The sequence below is a fragment of the Ruegeria sp. CL6 genome (assembly GCF_056536465.1).
On the sequence record NZ_JBQFPR010000008.1, the window covers coordinates 42,511 to 58,121 of the forward strand.

The window sequence follows — 15,611 nt, forward strand, 5'->3', positions numbered from 1 at the left end:
TGCGACCCAATACGATGAAGGCGCTTGAAAAGTCCCGACCCGAGGAAGGTCTTTGGATGGTACGGGCTCCGGTGCCGGAAATCGGCCCGGATGAGGTTTTGATCCGTATTCACAAGACCGGCATCTGCGGGACCGACATTCACATCTGGAATTGGGATGAATGGGCCTCGCATACTGTTCCGGTGCCCATGATCACCGGCCATGAATTTGCCGGAGAAATTGTCGAGCTGGGGCGCAATGTGACCGGGTTGAAAGTTGGTCAGCGCTGCTCGGGCGAAGGTCATCTGATCACCACCGACAGCCGTCAGAGCCGCGCCGGTAAGTTCCATCTGGACCCCGGCACGCGCGGGATCGGGGTGAATGAACAGGGCGCGTTTGCCGAATATCTGAAATTGCCCGCCTTCAACGTTGTCCCCCTGCCCGATGATGTCCCGGACGAGATCGGGGCCATCCTCGATCCGCTGGGCAACGCCGTGCACACCGCACTCAGCTTTGACCTGCTGGGGGAGGACGTATTGATCACGGGCGCTGGTCCCATCGGCATTATGGCTGCGGCGGTCGCTCGCCATGCGGGGGCACGACATGTCGTTGTCACCGACATTAACCCCGACCGCCTGAAACTGGCCGAATATGTCGTGCCGACGGTACGGCCTGTCGATGTCAGCAAGGAAGACTTGCAGGACGTGACAGCGGAACTCGGTATGAAAGAAGGGTTCGACGTCGGGTTGGAGATGTCCGGCTCGCAGGCCGCGCTGGACCAGATGGTTGAAGCTCTGGTCATGGGTGGCAAGATTGCCTTGCTGGGAATTCCCCCGGGGAAATCTCCGGTTGACTGGTCCCGCATCGTGTTCAAAGCCATCACCATCAAGGGGGTCTATGGCCGCGAAATGTTCGAGACGTGGTACAAGATGATCGCAATGCTGCAAAACGGGCTGGATGTTTCCAGGGTCATTACGCATCGGTTTGGCGTTGACGAATTCGCCAAAGGATTTACCGCGATGAAATCCGGCCTGTCAGGAAAGGTTGTTCTGGATTGGACCTAACGCTCTGGAACTGAGCGGGTTTAGTCCCTAAACAGGGTCAGACTCAGGCGTTTGGAGGGGCAAATGGGTGACAAGGACGGCAGGTTTCTAGAGCGAGGTATCGAAGACTCGCTGGTTACCGATTTTGCCGAAACGCATCGCAAGAGCTACGGCGATTTCCTGCAGCTCAATACCCTTCTGAACCTGCAGAAAACCTTTCAGGACCCTGCTCAACCCGATGAGATGCTGTTCATTATCATCCATCAGGTCAGTGAGTTGTGGCTGAAGCTGATGCACCACCAACTGGTCGAGGTGCGGCGGTTTCTGCAACAGGACGACTTCGGCCCGGCAATGAAGAACCTCGACCGGGTGAAAGCGATCCAGCGGCAGGTGATAGCGGCGTGGGAAACATTGCTGACCATGACACCCGCCGACTACATGACCTTTCGGCAGGCTCTGGGCAGCTCGTCGGGGTTCCAAAGCTATGGCTACCGCCAAGTCGAATTCATTCTGGGCAACAAGGATGCCTCGACTCTGAAAGTTCATGAACATGACCCAAAGGTCATGGAGATGCTGAACGCCGCGCTGACAAAGCCGTCGCTCTATGACGAGGTGCTGTTCATGCTGGCGCGTCAGGGGTTCGACGTACCGCAAGACCTGTTGGAACGGGACTTTGCGCAGCCCTATTCCGGCGATGCGCGCGTGGTGAAAGTCTGGGCGCAGGTTTATCGCGACACAGACAGGTATTGGGATCTCTATGCCCTGGCCGAGAAACTGATGGACGTGGAATCGCTGTTCCAGCGCTGGCGGTTCGATCACGTCACGGCGGTGGAGCGAGTGATCGGCAACCAACCCGGCACCGGAGGCTCCAGCGGCGTGTCGTTCCTGCGCAAAGCCTTGGATTTACGGTTTTTTCATGATCTTTACGATCTGCGAACCGAACTGATGTATTCCGAGCAGGAGTAGATAATGCTGTACCGAGGTTTCACCCAGGAAGAACTGGATCAGGAATACTCTCCCCGGTCGATGATCGGCGGCGATCTTACGCCCTATGTCCAAAGCTGGGCCGCGCTCAGCGCGCAGAACCGGACGCGGATGGAATGCCATGAGAACCTCTCATACGGTGACAGCCCGACGCAGGTTCTTGATTTCTTTCCGGCGAAAGGGGCTGGCGCACCGCTGCATGTGTTCATTCACGGCGGTTACTGGCAGGCCATCAGTCAGCGCGAATCTGCGATGATGGCCCCGGCGATGATCGAGGCCGAACACTCTTTCGCGACCCTGAACTACACGCTCGCGCCGGACGCGCGGATTGGCGACATGATCGCCGAGTGCCGAAACGCTTTGCTCTGGCTCGCGTCTCAGGCGTCCGAGCTTGGTTTTGATCCGTCGCGCATTACGCTGTCCGGGCACAGCGCGGGGGGGCATCTGGCCAGTATGGTCATGGCGACTTCGGCGGATGCGTTGGCCTGTGCGGGGCTGCGTGTTCGAGACGTCATCCTGATCAGCGGGATATTTGATATGGAACCGATCAGCCTGACGCCAGTGAACGATCCGCTGCAACTGACCCCGGTCGAAGTGCACGACCTGTCGCCGATCCTGCATCTGCCCGCCCCCGGCCCGCGCTATCGCGTGACCGTGGGTGAGCGCGACACGCCCGAGTTCATCCGCCAAAGCCGCGACTACGCGGAGTTGTTGCGCAAGGGCGGACACTCCGTCAGCTTCGATCTGCAGAAGGGGGCGCATCATTTCGACATCGTCATGCACCCCGGGACGTTCTTTCCCGCCGGGCATTAGCCCTCAATGAAAAACGGCGACCCAAAGGGCCGCCGTTTTCTGATTCAATGCAATACCGGATCAATCCAGCGTGCGGGTGACTTCCTCGCGCTCGAAGATTTCGATCACGTCGCCTGCGCGGATATCGTCGTAGTTCTCGAACGCCATACCGCATTCCTGACCCGATTGAACCTCGGCCACTTCGTCTTTGAAGCGCTTCAGCGTCTTCAGCGTGCCTTCGTGGATCACCACGTTGTCGCGCAGCAGGCGAACACCTGCGGAACGACGCGCCACGCCTTCGGTGACCAGACAGCCCGCAACCTTGCCGACGCCTGTGACCTTAAAGACTTCGCGGATCTCGGCGTAACCGATGAACTTTTCGCGGATCTCGGCGCTCAGCAGGCCGGATGCGGCGGCTTTCACGTCATCCACGAGGTCATAGATCACCGAGTAATAGCGGATCTCGACACCCTTCTGGTTCGCGGTGTTCCGCGCCGATGCGTTGGCACGGACGTTAAAGCCCATGACCGGCGCGCCCGAGGCTTCGGCAAGGCCGATATCGGTCTCGGTGATCGCGCCCACGCCCGAGTGCAGAACACGCACGCGTACTTCGTCGTTGCCAATCTTTTCCATCGCCTGAACGATAGCTTCGGCAGACCCCTGCACGTCGGCTTTGACGAGGATTGGCAGCTCGGCCACGTTCTCGTCTTCCTTGGCCTTCTGCATCAACTGCTCAAGGGTGGTCGCGGCACCGGCGGCGGCGCGTTTATCCTTGGCGGCTTGCTCACGATAGGCGGCGATCTCACGGGCTTGCGCTTCGGTCTCGGTCACGTTCAGAACGTCACCCGCTTCGGGCGTGCCATTCAGACCCAGAACCTCGACCGGAACCGAGGGTCCAGCCTCTTTGACGCGGTCGCCCTTGTCGTTGATCAGCGCTCGGACCTTACCGTATTGCTCACCCACAACGAAGATATCACCCTGGCGCAGCGTGCCGTTCTGAACCAGAACGGTGGCCACGGGCCCGCGGCCCACATCCAGCTGCGCCTCGATCACAGCACCTTGGGCGGCGCGGTCGGGGTTGGCTTTCAGTTCCAGAATCTCGGCCTGCAGCGCGATGGCTTCCAGCAGTTCGTCCAGACCCTGACCAGTGACGGCCGAGACCTCAACGTCCTGAACCTCACCCGACATCTTCTCGACGATCACCTCATGCTGCAGCAGGTCGGTGCGCACCTTGTCGGGGTTGGCTTCGGGCTTGTCGATCTTGTTGATCGCCACGATCATCGGCACTTCGGCGGCTTTGGCGTGGTTGATGGCTTCGATCGTCTGCGGCATCACCGCGTCGTCAGCGGCCACAACCAGAACCACGATATCCGTGACCTGAGCCCCGCGCGAACGCATCGAGGTAAAGGCCGCGTGGCCCGGTGTATCCAGGAAGGTCAGCGTGGTGCCGCCATCGGTTTTCACCTGATAGGCACCGATATGCTGCGTGATGCCCCCGGCCTCACCCGCGACAACACGTGCGTCACGAATCGCGTCCAGCAGCGAGGTTTTACCGTGGTCAACGTGACCCATGATGGTGATGACCGGCGGACGCGGCTGCAGATCGTCATCGCTGTCTTCGACCTCTTTGATGACGTCTTCAACATCCGAATCAGAGACACGGGTGACCTTGTGGCCAAATTCTTCGATGATCAGCTCGGCAGTGTCGGCGTCGATGGTCTGGTTCTGCGTGACCATCATGCCCATCTGCATCAGCGATTTGACAACATCTGCCACACGCTCGGCCATACGGTTGGCCAGTTCCGAGACCACGATCGCCTCGGGCAACTGTACGTCGCGGATCACCTTTTCCCGCTCGACCGGTGCACCCATGGCTTTCTGGCGCGCACGCTCCTGCTTGCGCTTCATCGACGCCATCGAGCGTTGACGGTTGCCTTCACCACCTGTGGCCTGACCCAGTGTCAGCTTGCCAGAGCGGCGGTTGTCATCACGACCCTTGCCGCGACCGCGCTGTTCGCGTTCGCGGTCCTGCTTGCGCGGAGCGGCAGCAGGCGCGGGCTTGCTGGCCGGGCTGCGCGCGGCTTTGGGTTCTTCGGGCGCGGGGGCAGCAGCAGCGCGTTTGGCAGCTTCTTCAGCCTCTTTGCGCTTGCGTTCTTCAGCCTCGGCCTTGGCGCGGGCGCGTTCTTCGGCCTCACGCTGTTCGCGTTCCTTGGCTTCCTGCTCGGCACGGCGGCGGGCGCGTTCTTCTTCACGCGCCTTTTCCTGTGCTTCACGGGCAGCGGCTTCTTCGGCCTCACGTGCCTTGGCTGCCTGCAGCGCCTTCATCCGGCGTGCCATTTCCGCGTCGGAAATCCCGGCAGGGCGACGCGATGGATCACCCGAAGGCGTTGCACCGCCACCCGGCTTTCCGGCACCCGGCTTGGGGACCACCACGCGTTTGCGTTTGGTTTCCACCACGACATTCTTGGTGCGTCCGTGGCTGAAACTTTGTTTCACATTTCCGGGGCGTGCCCCGCCACGAAGACCCAATGTCTTTTTGCCGTCACTATCGCTCATAAAGCTTCTTACCCTTCCGAGCGGCCCTTGCCGCCGTCATCCGTTTCGCGCAAGCCACGCAGGCGCTGCGCTTCCTCTACAACACGTTTGGCGAGTCCGCCAGAGGCCAGCGCCGCATGAATCACGGTTTGGCGCCCAAATGCCGCCCCCAACTCATCTGCAGTCAGCCAACCGATGTATTTTCCGAAGTGCGGCGTGCTGAGTTTCGACTTGCCGCGCCCCGATCCATCAGAGGCCTGAATCAGCACCTGAGCCTCTTCCCGGTCCAGCCACGTCTTGACCTTTTCATATCCCGCGACCGCGTCGCCGGATTTGCGCGCCAGACTGATCAGCTCGATCACCCGCCGCGCGACTTGCTTTTCGACCTCATCGGCCAGGTCCGCCTGCGCCGTTACCTGCGCCTTGAACCCGCGCGAGAACAGCTTTTTGCCAACGGCCTTGTCCAGCGCGACCCGATCCGCCGCCACATAGACCCCGCGCCCCGGCAATTTCGCCGCAACATCGGGAAAGACCTGACCGTCCGGCCCCATCACAAAGCGGATCAGCCCGTATTTGGGCTGAACCTCGCCCGTGGCGATGCACTTGCGTTCGGGTCCGTCCGACCGATCCTTATGGACGCCACCGCGACCCATTCAAGTCTCCCGAGGCCCTGAGATCAGGCCTCGGCCTCCTCATCAGTTTCGCCTTCGATCTCTTCTTCGGCCTGCTCAAGTTCTGCCGGATCAACCCAGCCCAACATGATGCGGGCGGTCATGACCAGATCCTGCGCCTCTTCCAGAGACACGCCGAAAGGCTCAAGCACACCGTCATCCTTGATGCGCTCGCCGTCGACCGTGGTCCAGCCACCGGCCAGTTCCCAGTCGGCGCAGGTGGCGAAGTCTTCCAGAGTCTTCACGTCATCCTTGGCCAGCGCCTCTACCATCTGGGGTGTCAGACCCTCAAATTCAATAAGGCTGTCCTCGGCACCCAGGGCACGGGCGCTATCCAGCGCAGCCTTGGCCTGTGCTTCCAGGAATTCACGCGCACGGGTTTGCAACTCTTGCGCAGTGCCTTCGTCAACACCGTCGATCACCAGCAGCTCGTCGATCTCGACATAGGCGACTTCTTCGAGGTTGGTGAATCCTTCGGACACCAGCAGCTGTGCAAAGAATTCGTCCAGATCCAAGCTGTCCATGAACAGCTGGGTGCGGGCTTCAAATTCTTTCTGACGACGCGCCGATTCTTCGGCTTCGGTCATGATGTCGATGTCCAGACCGGTCAGCTGGCTGGCCAGACGCACGTTCTGACCGCGGCGACCGATGGCGAGGCTCAACTGCTCCTCGGGCACAACCACTTCGATCTTGCCAGCTTCTTCGTCCAAAACCACCTTGGAAACCTCGGCAGGTTGCAAGGCGTTCACAAGGAAGGTCGGCTGATCTTCGTTCCACGGGATGATGTCGATTTTCTCGCCCTGCAGCTCGTTCACAACGGCCTGCACGCGGCTGCCGCGCATACCAACACAGGCACCGACCGGATCAATCGAGCCGTCATACGAGATTACAGCGATCTTAGCGCGCGAACCGGGGTCGCGGGCCACAGCCTTGACCTCGATGATGCCGTCATAGATTTCCGGCACTTCCATCTTGAACAGCTCAGCCATGAATTCCGGCGCGGTGCGCGACAGGAAAATCTGGTGACCACGAACTTCGCGGCGAACCTCTTTGATATACGCACGCACACGGTCATTCGGGCGATAGCTTTCGCGGCCGATCTTGTCATTGCGACGCAGAACGGCCTCGGCACCGCCCAGATCGACGATGACATTGCCGAATTCCTCGCGCTTGACCGCACCGTTGATGATGGTGCCTGCGCGATCCTTGAATTCTTCGTACTGACGATCACGCTCGGCCTCGCGGACCTTCTGCAAGATCACCTGCTTGGCCGATTGTGCAGCAATACGACCCATTTCAACCGGCGGGACTTCTTCAACGAAGACGTCACCGACCTCGGGGTTTTCCATATACTGCTTGGCTTGTTCGACGGTGAACTCGGCTTGATAGTTCTCAAGTTCCTCATCCTCGACCACGGTGCGCACGCGAGTAAAGGTCGCCTTGCCGGTCTTGCGGTCGATGGAGACACGAATGTCCATCTCGGCCCCGTAGCGGCTCTTGGCGGCACGGGCGAGCGATTCTTCCATCGCTTCGACAACCAGACCGGGGTCGATCATCTTTTCGCGGGCCACGGCCTCGGCGGTCTGCAGCAGCTCCAGCTGGTTGGCTGAGGTGATTGCCATCAGTTCGTCTCCTCTTCGGACCCTTCGGTCTCAATCTCGTCGAAAGCGTTTTCGTTCAGGGCACCGGCGTCTTTACGCTGGCGCAGCATTTCCTTGATCAGGTCGTCGGTCAGAACCAGCTTGGCATCGCTCAGCCAATCGAATTGCAGACCGATGGTGATCGTCTCGGACCCTTCGGGGATGTTGATCAGAACCTCGTCCCCTTCGATCCCCGCCAGCTCACCCTTAAAGCGGCGGCGACCGTCGATCAGTTCGGCGGTCTCGATCTTGGCCTCATACCCTTCAAAGGTCTCGAAGTCCTTGAGACGGGTCAGAGGGCGGTCGATGCCGGGGCTGGAAACCTCAAGCGTATAGGCGTCAAGGATCGGATCCTCGACATCCAGCGTTGCGCTGACCGCGTTGGAAATCTCGGCGCAGTCATCCACTTCGATGCCGCCATCGGGCTTGTCTGCCATGATCTGCAGCGTGGTCTGCTTGCCGCTCATCAGGCGAATGCGGACCAGCTCATACCCCAGATCCTCGATCACGGGGGTGATGATCTCGGCCAGTCGCCGGTCAATGGCTGCCTTGGCTATCAGGTCGTTTGTCATTTAGGTTCTCTACCCTTCATCCGGGCACAAAAAAACGGGCGCGCGGCCCGTCGAATTTTCCGGTGGAGCTTTGAACCAGAAGTCCAACGCGCCGCTGTTGGAGATGCATATACGCAGGGTTTCCCGAGTCTGCAACCCCCAGCAGGAATTAAGCCAGCCACCACCGTTCGGCGATGCGCCCATCGTCCAGCGCACGCGCTTGTCCGACCTGGCCCGGCATTCCGACACGAGCGGCCACGGCCAGCGCCATATCCGTCTCACTTGGGAAAAAGCGCAAACCGCGTTGCCCCCGCAGATCGTCCTGTGCGGGCAATGCGGCAACGTCCACATAGCCGTCTCGCAAAGCCTCAGCCCGGACGCACGAGTCGGGGATCACGATGACCTCCAGCGCATCAACCCAGCCCGCCTGACCGCTTTTGTAGTGACTCACGACTTTGCGTCCCAAAAAATGACGCCTATCTTCGGCGCGTTCGACTCGATAACATCCGGTGCCGTTGGCCGCGTGCAATGGCGTTACGTCCTGACCATTGCGCGTAATGACAAATCGACTGTCTGCCAGCAGAAACGGCAGGCCCGGATTGGCGTCTGCCAGCTCCAGCCGCAGGGACGAGGGCGAGGTGGCCTCAACGCGCCCAACCTGCTCCAGCACAGCAAGAACGTCGGTAACGTCCAACGGATCCTCATCATGGAACAGAACACCGGGGCGCAGATCGAAATGCCAGACACGCGCGTCCGCATCGGTTTTCCAGCCTGTCGCCAACTCGGGGCGCAACGTGCCATCCGGCGCAATCTCGGTCAGCGTGTCGAACACAGCACCACGCGCCACCTGTTCAAGGCTTTCGTCCCGAGGCACGGCCAACCGCAGCGTTCCACCGGTTTTTGGCGTATTGGCCAATGATGCGCCCGTGGCCGCCAGCAATGCGGCAGCGGCACCCGAAGCGAACAGAGCACGGCGGTCGAGCCGGGTCATGCCACACCCTCCGCTACGCGGTCCATGATACGAACCAGTTCGGCGCTGATGCCCGGCTCGGACAAGGCGTGCCCGGCCTGCCGGACCATCTTCAACTCGGCATTTGGCCAGCGTTCGGCCAAAGACCACGCGGCCTGTGGCGGGCAGATCATGTCATAGCGCCCCTGCACGATATGCCCGGGGATATGGGCGATCCGCTCCATCTGGTCCAGAATCTGCCCGTCCTTTTCAAGAAACGCACCGTGGGAAAAATAGTGATTCTCAAGCCGCGCAAACGCACGTGCATATTCGCCGGGGCTTTCGCCCGTTGATCCGTGCGAGTGTATGGACGCCAGAGCGTTCTCCCAACTGGACCAAGCGCGGGCATACAGGATTTCCGTCGCCCGATCACCCGAGAAAAGGCGTTTGTGATAGGCGCCGATCGTGTCCGACAGCTCGTCCTCAGCCAGCAGGGCCGTAAACTTCGCCCATTGTTCGGGCCAGAACTTGCCCGCGCCGCCGCCATAGAACCAGTCCAGCTCGGCCTGCGTCGCCAGAAACACGCCGCGCAGCACCAGCCGGTTCACCCGATCGGGATGCGCCTGCGCATAGACCAGCGCCAAGGTCGCGCCCCAGCTACCGCCAAACACCGTCCAGTCGTCGATATCCAGCAGGGTCCGCAGGCGTTCGATGTCGTCCACCAGATCCCACGTCGTGTTATCCACCACCGAGGCATGAGGCCGCGACCGCCCACACCCGCGCTGATCAAACAGAATCACCCGGAATACACGCGGATCGAAATAACGCCGCATGGCCGGGCTGCATCCTCCGCCCGGGCCGCCATGCAGAACCACAACAGGCAACCCGTCGGGATTGCCGCATTGTTCCATGTAAATACGATGCCCGTCACCCACATCGACCATGCGCTGATCGAACGGGTCAATCGGCGGGTACAGATATTGAACTGCGCGCTTTTGGTCCGGGTACTTATCCATTAGGGCCCTATATAGTCTTTAAACGTAAAAGAGCACACGGAGACAGGAATGCAAGCGCATCCGAACACGGTGGACCCCTCAGAGATCGCAAAATTCGAGGCGATGGCTGCGGAATGGTGGGACCCCCATGGGAAATTCAAACCCCTGCACATGCTGAATCCGTGCCGTCTGGACTATATCACACAGCAGATCGCGGGCGAATTCGACCGTGATTTGAAGGCTGCAAAACCGTTCGACGGCCTGCGCCTGCTGGATATCGGCTGCGGCGGCGGACTGCTGAGCGAACCGATGGCGCGATTGGGCGCGACGGTCGTGGGGGCCGACGCCGCCGAGGGCAATCTGCCCGTCGCCCGCATCCATGCCGAGCAATCGGGGCTGGACATCGACTACCGCCACACCACAGCCGAGGCCATGGCCGCCGCGGGCGAACAATTCGACGTGGTGCTGAACATGGAGGTGGTCGAACACGTGGCCGACCCGTTGGGGTTCCTGACCGCCTCGCAACAACTGCTGAAACCGGGCGGGTTGCTGATCTGCTCGACCATCAACCGCAACCCGAAATCCTATGCCATGGCCATCTTCGGGGCCGAGGTCGTCATGCGCTGGCTGCCACGCGGCACGCATGAGTGGAACAAGTTCATCACCCCCGATGAGCTGTTCGACCTGCTGCGCCAATCCGGGTTGGACCCCGTGGACCGGAAGGGATTTGTGTTCAACCCGGTGCTGTGGAGCTGGTCGATCTCAGACCGAGACCTGAGCGTGAATTACGTGACGGCGAGCGTGAAGCCGGGGTGAGGCTACTCTCCCTCCAACTGCAGCCGCAAATCCCGCAGTACGGGCAGCGTGCTGCGGACGCGCTCCAAACCCAACTCTCCGACCACGCGGTTGATCAGCGGCGCAATCGAGGAAATCGCCTGATCGCGCGCGCGGCGTCCAGCGGGGCTGATGGCGACCATCTTGCGGCGGGCGTCGTCCCAGTCGGGTCGGATGTGGATGTATCCGGCCCATTCCAGCTTGGCCAAAGTGTTGGTCATCGCCCCCCGCGTGACATGAAAAGTGCTGGCCAGTTGTGCGGGCGTCCGCTCATCCCCCACGAACACCAGATGATTCAGCACCGAGAAGTGTGAGATTTCCATGCCCTTGGGCAGCACCCGGCTGAGCCGGTTGCGCAATAGCTGGTCGGCGGTCAGGATCTCGCTGAACAGCGTGACCGCAAGGGCATTGGTGTCGTCCGTCATTGGGTCCGGCTCTGGATCAGGGGCCGTCAAAAGCCCGCAGGTGCGTCAATGAGGGCACGCGGCGGCGCGCCTCTGTCACAGAACTATCATCCAGATCGAAAATGTGAATGCCCGGATCGGTGCCTGCGTCGATGACGACCTCTCCCCACGGGGCCACGACCATGCTGTGACCGTAGGTGTACCGCGTTCTGCCACGGGTTTTGGGGTGTTCTCCGGTTTGCGCCGGAGCCAGCACCCAAGCGCCGTTCTCAATCGCCCGGGCACGCAACAGCGATTCCCAGTGCGCAGCCCCGGTAACCGGGGAAAACGCCGCCGGAACCGTCAGGATACGCGCACCGGCCTGAGCCAGCGCTGCATAGAGATGAGGAAAGCGGACATCATAACACACGGTCAGGCCAACTTTGCCGAATTCTGTCTCGGCAATCACGGCCCGGTCGCCGGGGCGGTAATTCTTGGATTCCCGAAAGGACTCGGATTCCGTGACCTGCACGTCAAACATATGAATCTTGTCGTACCGCGCCACGATCTGTCCTTGCGAGTCGATCATGAACGAGCGATTGGCAAAACGACCGTCCGCGTCGTGGGTTTTGATCGCCAGCGAGCCGATCAGCAGCCACACATTCAACGCTTTCGCGTGATTGCGCAGCCCGGCAAGCGTCAGGTCTTCTTCTTCATGCTGCAAAACTTCGCGCTGCCGCGTTGTCGAGGTCGACACGCAGTTCGTCACCTCGGGCGTGAGAATGAACTGCGCGCCCCGTTCCGCCGCCTCGGTCATTAGGGCGCGCACAATCTCCAGATTCTCGGCCGGATCGTCCGACGAGGTGATCTGCAGCAGAGCAGTCTTCATTACGCTGCCAGCAGGCGGTCCAGTTTGCCCTGACGCTCCAGCTCATAAAGATCGTCGCAGCCGCCTACATGCTGCGATCCGATAAATATCTGCGGTACAGTGCGTTTGCCGCCAGCGCGCTCGATCATTTCGGGTTTGCGCTTGGGATGCATCAGCACGTCGACCTCACTGAATTCGACGCCTTTCTGTTTCAGCAGACGTTTGGCCGCGTGGCAAAAGCCGCATAGCGGCGAAGTGTAAATTTCTACCGGTTTCATAATTCGTCCCTTGGGGTTTCGCGTATTCTTGGGCGAATTAGGTATCCTTGGCAACGCGCGCTAGGGTCAACACGAAAATATGATTTGCATCGGATGCAAGGCAGACACGCGCACAGGCCGCCAATGTCGCGCCCGAGGTCATCACGTCGTCCACCAACAAAATATCGCGCCCTTGCATCCTGCAGGCCCGTTTTGGATGCGCGGTGATTGCATTTTCCAACACCCGAGCGCGTTCTACCGCAGTTTTCCCATCCAGAACCGGGGTGCGAACCCGCCGAGTCAGCAGGTCAGGGCAAATTTCCAACCCGGTTTCCCGCCCGAGATGCTGTGCCAGCAATGCGGATTGATTATATCGCCGTTTCAGCAATCGCGACCAATGCAACGGCACGGGTGCAATCAGCATATCGTCACGAAACAGATCACGCCCGGCCCGAGCCATCCAACGCGCGGCAGGTCGCGCAAGCTCTGGCCGATCTCCATGTTTCAGACCCAGGATCAGGGAACGCGCTCGACCATCGTACAAAAGCGCCGCGCGCCCATCGCGCCACGGTCGGGGTGTCCGCATGCAATCGTCACATTCGATTCGGTGTCCATCTGCTTCTCCGGGCAGGGGAACTCCACAGCTTTCGCAGACGACACCTCCGACAAATGGCGTGTCGCTCCAGCAGCGTCCGCACAGGGCAAAGTCCGAGTCGGTCAGGTTTCCGCACCCCATGCAGCGGGGCGGATAGATCAACTGCACGGCGGTTTGAATCCGCGGCCAGATGCGATAATTGCGCCTTATGAAGCTGCCTGACTCCAATGCACCCTCTTTGTTTGACCAGCCTGCCCTTGCCAGGCATCGCGTCCGCGCACGCGACGAAGCGCTATTTCTGCACCGCGCCGCTGTGGACGAAGTGCAGGATCGGCTCACCATGGTTAACAAAAGCTTTACTGCCCCGGCGATCGTGACGCCCTTTGCGCATATTTGGCAGGGTGTGCTGCCCAAAGCGCATATTGTTACCGATGATGATGTTCTTCGGCTGACACCGGGCACGCATGATCTGATCGTGCACGCAATGGCGCTGCATTGGGCAAACGATCCGGTTGGACAACTGATCCAATGCCGTCGTGCGCTGAATCCCGACGGGCTGTTGCTGGTCATTTGCCTGGGCGGTGAAACCCTGCACGAATTGCGCGCGGCGCTGGGGCAGGCCGAGATTGAGGTGACCGGCGGCCTCAGCCCCCGCATCTCGCCAATGGCAGAACTGCGCGATCTGGGCGGATTGCTGCAACGCGCGGGCTTTGCCCTTCCCGTGGCAGATACGGCTCGTTTCACCGCAGAATACCGCGACCTGCCGCACCTGATGCATGACTTGCGCGCGATGGGTGAGACCAACAGCCTTGCGAATCGCATGAAACAGCCGACCCGTCGGTCCGTTTTTGAAATGGCTCAACAGATTTACACCGATCATTTCGCGACAAGTGCGGGCCGGCTCAAGGCGACGTTTGAACTGATCTGTCTGACCGGCTGGTCACCGGACGAAAGTCAGCAAAAACCTCTACGCCCGGGGTCAGCACAAATACGCCTTGCCGACGCATTGGGAACCAAGGAAGGTAAACTGCCCGATTGACGCAGAGCCAATTCCATTTATCTCAGCCCGGAACACCAGAAGCTCAGGAAGACATCCATGTTTGACGCCACGCGCCCATCGCACGCACCCGCAGACCATCCCAAGGTCAAAATGGGCCGAGTCGGTATTCTTGTGGCCAATCTGGGCACGCCAGATGATTACAGCTATTGGCCGATGCGCCGTTATCTGAACGAGTTCCTGTCGGATCAGCGCGTCATCGACTATCCCAAGTGGAAATGGCAGCCGATCCTGCAAGGCATTATCCTGACCAAACGGCCTTTCAGCTCGGGCGAGGCGTATAAGTCGATCTGGAACCACGACAAGGGCGAAAGCCCGCTGATGACGATCACCAAGGATCAAACCGCCAAGCTGCGCGATGCGATGCAGGAACGCTATGGCGATCAGGTGATGGTGGAGTTCTGCATGCGCTACGGCAACCCCTCGACCAAATCGAAAGTACGCGAGATGGTGGCGGCAGGGTGCGACCGCATCCTGTTCTTCCCGCTCTACCCGCAATACGCAGGTGCGACGACCGCCACGGCAAACGACCAGTTCTTTCGCGCGCTGATGGAAGAAGCGTGGCAGCCTGCGTCACGCACCGTCCCGGCCTATTTCGACGAACCCGCCTATATCGACGCATTGGCCGGATCCGTCGAAGCCGCCTATGCCACGATGGAGACCAAACCGGACATTCTGGTCTGTTCCTACCACGGGATGCCGGAACGCTATTTGCAGCAGGGCGATCCGTATCACTGCCAATGCGCGAAAACGACCCGGCTTTTGAAAGAACGGCTGGGATGGCAGGATGATCAGCTTGTCTCGACCTTCCAATCCCGGTTCGGGCCGGAAGAATGGCTGAAACCCTACACCGTTGAGCATGTGGCTGAGCTGGCGCGGCAGGGTAAGAAGAATATTGCCGTCATCGCCCCGGCCTTTTCCGCCGATTGCATCGAAACGCTGGAAGAGATCAACAAAGAGATCAAGGAAAGCTTTGAGGATGCCGGTGGCGAAAGCTTTACCTACATCCCCTGCCTGAACGATGACGATTCGCACATCGCGGCTCTGGGCAAGGTGATCGAGGACAATCTCAAAGGCTGGCTGGACTAGTCGCCCCAGCCATCAGGCACAAAAAAAGGCGGTGGAAAGCTCCACCGCCTTTTCTTTGTATTACGCTCGTCGAATTAGCTTGCTGCAACAGCTGCGGCAACCACAACCAGCAGGACCAGCGGCAGGATGATGCCCTGCGACGAACCCTGAGTTTCTTCGACAACAACAGGTGCTTCAACAACCGGCTCTTCCAGGTTGCCAGCATAAGCGGTCGATGCAGCAGCGGTCAGTGCAGCGGCGAGAACGAGTTTCTTCATATTAACCTCCAGAATACGTACGGTTTCAAATATTGAAACCGCACACCCAAGACTTACCTCGTGTTTTTTTCTAACCAGCTATCCAACTGGAATGCAAATGGAACTTGCGTTTTAATCAAGTTCGGCTGCGAA

The 15,611-nt window shown here is 60.0% G+C and carries 17 protein-coding genes; 6 read left to right on the forward strand and 11 right to left on the reverse strand.

Annotation, left to right across the window (positions count from 1 at the left end; genetic code table 11):
- The first annotated feature begins 14 nt into the window (after nucleotides 1-14).
- The 3 genes from tdh to ACR0LH_RS18495 all read left to right on the forward strand — a co-directional run bounded on the left by tdh (nucleotide 15) and on the right by ACR0LH_RS18495 (nucleotide 2,819).
- Nucleotides 15-1,043: an L-threonine 3-dehydrogenase gene (tdh, locus tag ACR0LH_RS18485; RefSeq protein ID WP_170486179.1), complete on the forward strand. Its 1,029-nt coding sequence runs from the start codon at nucleotides 15-17 to the stop codon at nucleotides 1,041-1,043.
- Nucleotides 1,044-1,106: 63 nt separating this feature from the next.
- On the forward strand, nucleotides 1,107-1,988 hold the full coding sequence (locus tag ACR0LH_RS18490; protein ID WP_480722011.1) for a tryptophan 2,3-dioxygenase: 882 nt from the start codon (nucleotides 1,107-1,109) through the stop codon (nucleotides 1,986-1,988).
- Between the two features lie 3 nt (nucleotides 1,989-1,991).
- Complete coding sequence (locus tag ACR0LH_RS18495) at nucleotides 1,992-2,819, forward strand: alpha/beta hydrolase (protein ID WP_480722012.1); 828 nt, start codon at nucleotides 1,992-1,994, stop codon at nucleotides 2,817-2,819.
- 60 nt (nucleotides 2,820-2,879) lie between these two features.
- On the opposite strand, the gene infB is transcribed toward ACR0LH_RS18495, so the two are convergent.
- The 6 genes from infB to pip all read right to left on the reverse strand — a co-directional run bounded on the left by infB (nucleotide 2,880) and on the right by pip (nucleotide 10,160).
- A complete protein-coding gene (gene infB / locus ACR0LH_RS18500) occupies nucleotides 2,880-5,354 on the reverse strand; it encodes a translation initiation factor IF-2 (RefSeq protein ID WP_480722014.1) in 2,475 nt (824 codons plus the stop codon).
- 8 nt (nucleotides 5,355-5,362) lie between these two features.
- Nucleotides 5,363-5,986 carry an RNA-binding protein gene (locus ACR0LH_RS18505; RefSeq protein ID WP_480722016.1) on the reverse strand — a complete coding sequence of 208 codons (624 nt, stop codon included), beginning with the start codon at nucleotides 5,984-5,986 and terminating at the stop codon, nucleotides 5,363-5,365.
- A 23-nt stretch (nucleotides 5,987-6,009) separates the two neighbouring features.
- Nucleotides 6,010-7,626, reverse strand: a complete 1,617-nt coding sequence (nusA, locus tag ACR0LH_RS18510) for a transcription termination factor NusA (RefSeq protein ID WP_170388717.1) — start codon at nucleotides 7,624-7,626, stop codon at nucleotides 6,010-6,012.
- A complete protein-coding gene (gene rimP / locus ACR0LH_RS18515) occupies nucleotides 7,626-8,216 on the reverse strand; it encodes a ribosome maturation factor RimP (protein WP_170386826.1) in 591 nt (196 codons plus the stop codon). Before rimP ends, nusA begins: the two co-directional genes overlap by 1 nt.
- A gap of 148 nt (nucleotides 8,217-8,364) precedes the next feature.
- Nucleotides 8,365-9,186, reverse strand: a complete 822-nt coding sequence (locus tag ACR0LH_RS18520) for an ABC transporter substrate-binding protein (RefSeq protein ID WP_480722017.1) — start codon at nucleotides 9,184-9,186, stop codon at nucleotides 8,365-8,367.
- A complete protein-coding gene (pip, locus tag ACR0LH_RS18525) occupies nucleotides 9,183-10,160 on the reverse strand; it encodes a prolyl aminopeptidase (RefSeq protein WP_170567550.1) in 978 nt (325 codons plus the stop codon). The genes ACR0LH_RS18520 and pip overlap by 4 nt, the downstream gene beginning before the upstream one ends.
- Before the next feature lie 48 nt (nucleotides 10,161-10,208).
- On the opposite strand from pip, the gene ubiG reads away from it, so the two are divergent.
- A complete protein-coding gene (gene ubiG, locus ACR0LH_RS18530) occupies nucleotides 10,209-10,955 on the forward strand; it encodes a bifunctional 2-polyprenyl-6-hydroxyphenol methylase/3-demethylubiquinol 3-O-methyltransferase UbiG (protein WP_480722018.1) in 747 nt (248 codons plus the stop codon).
- A 2-nt stretch (nucleotides 10,956-10,957) separates the two neighbouring features.
- Here the strand turns inward: ubiG and ACR0LH_RS18535 are convergent, their stop codons facing one another.
- Genes ACR0LH_RS18535 through ACR0LH_RS18550 form a run of 4 tightly spaced genes read right to left on the reverse strand, consistent with a single transcriptional unit; the run spans nucleotide 10,958 to nucleotide 13,244 of the window.
- Complete coding sequence (locus ACR0LH_RS18535; protein ID WP_170353764.1) at nucleotides 10,958-11,398, reverse strand: MarR family winged helix-turn-helix transcriptional regulator; 441 nt, start codon at nucleotides 11,396-11,398, stop codon at nucleotides 10,958-10,960.
- Nucleotides 11,399-11,414: 16 nt separating this feature from the next.
- Nucleotides 11,415-12,245: a carbon-nitrogen hydrolase family protein gene (locus ACR0LH_RS18540; protein ID WP_480722020.1), complete on the reverse strand. Its 831-nt coding sequence runs from the start codon at nucleotides 12,243-12,245 to the stop codon at nucleotides 11,415-11,417.
- Nucleotides 12,245-12,502, reverse strand: coding sequence for a glutaredoxin 3 (gene grxC / locus ACR0LH_RS18545; protein WP_170388712.1), 258 nt, complete (start codon nucleotides 12,500-12,502; stop codon nucleotides 12,245-12,247). Before grxC ends, ACR0LH_RS18540 begins: the two co-directional genes overlap by 1 nt.
- Before the next feature lie 37 nt (nucleotides 12,503-12,539).
- Nucleotides 12,540-13,244 carry a double zinc ribbon domain-containing protein gene (locus ACR0LH_RS18550; RefSeq protein WP_480722021.1) on the reverse strand — a complete coding sequence of 235 codons (705 nt, stop codon included), beginning with the start codon at nucleotides 13,242-13,244 and terminating at the stop codon, nucleotides 12,540-12,542.
- 40 nt (nucleotides 13,245-13,284) lie between these two features.
- On the opposite strand from ACR0LH_RS18550, the gene ACR0LH_RS18555 reads away from it, so the two are divergent.
- Nucleotides 13,285-14,115 (forward strand): methyltransferase domain-containing protein, encoded by an 831-nt coding sequence (locus tag ACR0LH_RS18555; protein WP_480722022.1) that lies wholly within the window; start codon nucleotides 13,285-13,287, stop codon nucleotides 14,113-14,115.
- Between the two features lie 57 nt (nucleotides 14,116-14,172).
- Nucleotides 14,173-15,222: a ferrochelatase gene (gene hemH, locus ACR0LH_RS18560; RefSeq protein WP_480722024.1), complete on the forward strand. Its 1,050-nt coding sequence runs from the start codon at nucleotides 14,173-14,175 to the stop codon at nucleotides 15,220-15,222.
- A gap of 74 nt (nucleotides 15,223-15,296) precedes the next feature.
- Here the strand turns inward: hemH and ACR0LH_RS18565 are convergent, their stop codons facing one another.
- Nucleotides 15,297-15,479 carry a hypothetical protein gene (locus ACR0LH_RS18565; protein WP_108861641.1) on the reverse strand — a complete coding sequence of 61 codons (183 nt, stop codon included), beginning with the start codon at nucleotides 15,477-15,479 and terminating at the stop codon, nucleotides 15,297-15,299.
- Nucleotides 15,480-15,611: the final 132 nt, after the last annotated feature.

Coding starts and splice junctions, on each gene's coding strand:
- tdh (WP_170486179.1), top strand. CDS start 15: ATGAAGGCGCTTGAAAAGTCCCGACCCGAGGAAGGTCTTTGGATGGTA.
- ACR0LH_RS18490 (WP_480722011.1), top strand. CDS start 1,107: ATGGGTGACAAGGACGGCAGGTTTCTAGAGCGAGGTATCGAAGACTCG.
- ACR0LH_RS18495 (WP_480722012.1), top strand. CDS start 1,992: ATGCTGTACCGAGGTTTCACCCAGGAAGAACTGGATCAGGAATACTCT.
- infB (WP_480722014.1), bottom strand. CDS start 5,354: ATGAGCGATAGTGACGGCAAAAAGACATTGGGTCTTCGTGGCGGGGCA.
- ACR0LH_RS18505 (WP_480722016.1), bottom strand. CDS start 5,986: ATGGGTCGCGGTGGCGTCCATAAGGATCGGTCGGACGGACCCGAACGC.
- nusA (WP_170388717.1), bottom strand. CDS start 7,626: ATGGCAATCACCTCAGCCAACCAGCTGGAGCTGCTGCAGACCGCCGAG.
- rimP (WP_170386826.1), bottom strand. CDS start 8,216: ATGACAAACGACCTGATAGCCAAGGCAGCCATTGACCGGCGACTGGCC.
- ACR0LH_RS18520 (WP_480722017.1), bottom strand. CDS start 9,186: ATGACCCGGCTCGACCGCCGTGCTCTGTTCGCTTCGGGTGCCGCTGCC.
- pip (WP_170567550.1), bottom strand. CDS start 10,160: ATGGATAAGTACCCGGACCAAAAGCGCGCAGTTCAATATCTGTACCCG.
- ubiG (WP_480722018.1), top strand. CDS start 10,209: ATGCAAGCGCATCCGAACACGGTGGACCCCTCAGAGATCGCAAAATTC.
- ACR0LH_RS18535 (WP_170353764.1), bottom strand. CDS start 11,398: ATGACGGACGACACCAATGCCCTTGCGGTCACGCTGTTCAGCGAGATC.
- ACR0LH_RS18540 (WP_480722020.1), bottom strand. CDS start 12,245: ATGAAGACTGCTCTGCTGCAGATCACCTCGTCGGACGATCCGGCCGAG.
- grxC (WP_170388712.1), bottom strand. CDS start 12,502: ATGAAACCGGTAGAAATTTACACTTCGCCGCTATGCGGCTTTTGCCAC.
- ACR0LH_RS18555 (WP_480722022.1), top strand. CDS start 13,285: ATGAAGCTGCCTGACTCCAATGCACCCTCTTTGTTTGACCAGCCTGCC.
- hemH (WP_480722024.1), top strand. CDS start 14,173: ATGTTTGACGCCACGCGCCCATCGCACGCACCCGCAGACCATCCCAAG.
- ACR0LH_RS18565 (WP_108861641.1), bottom strand. CDS start 15,479: ATGAAGAAACTCGTTCTCGCCGCTGCACTGACCGCTGCTGCATCGACC.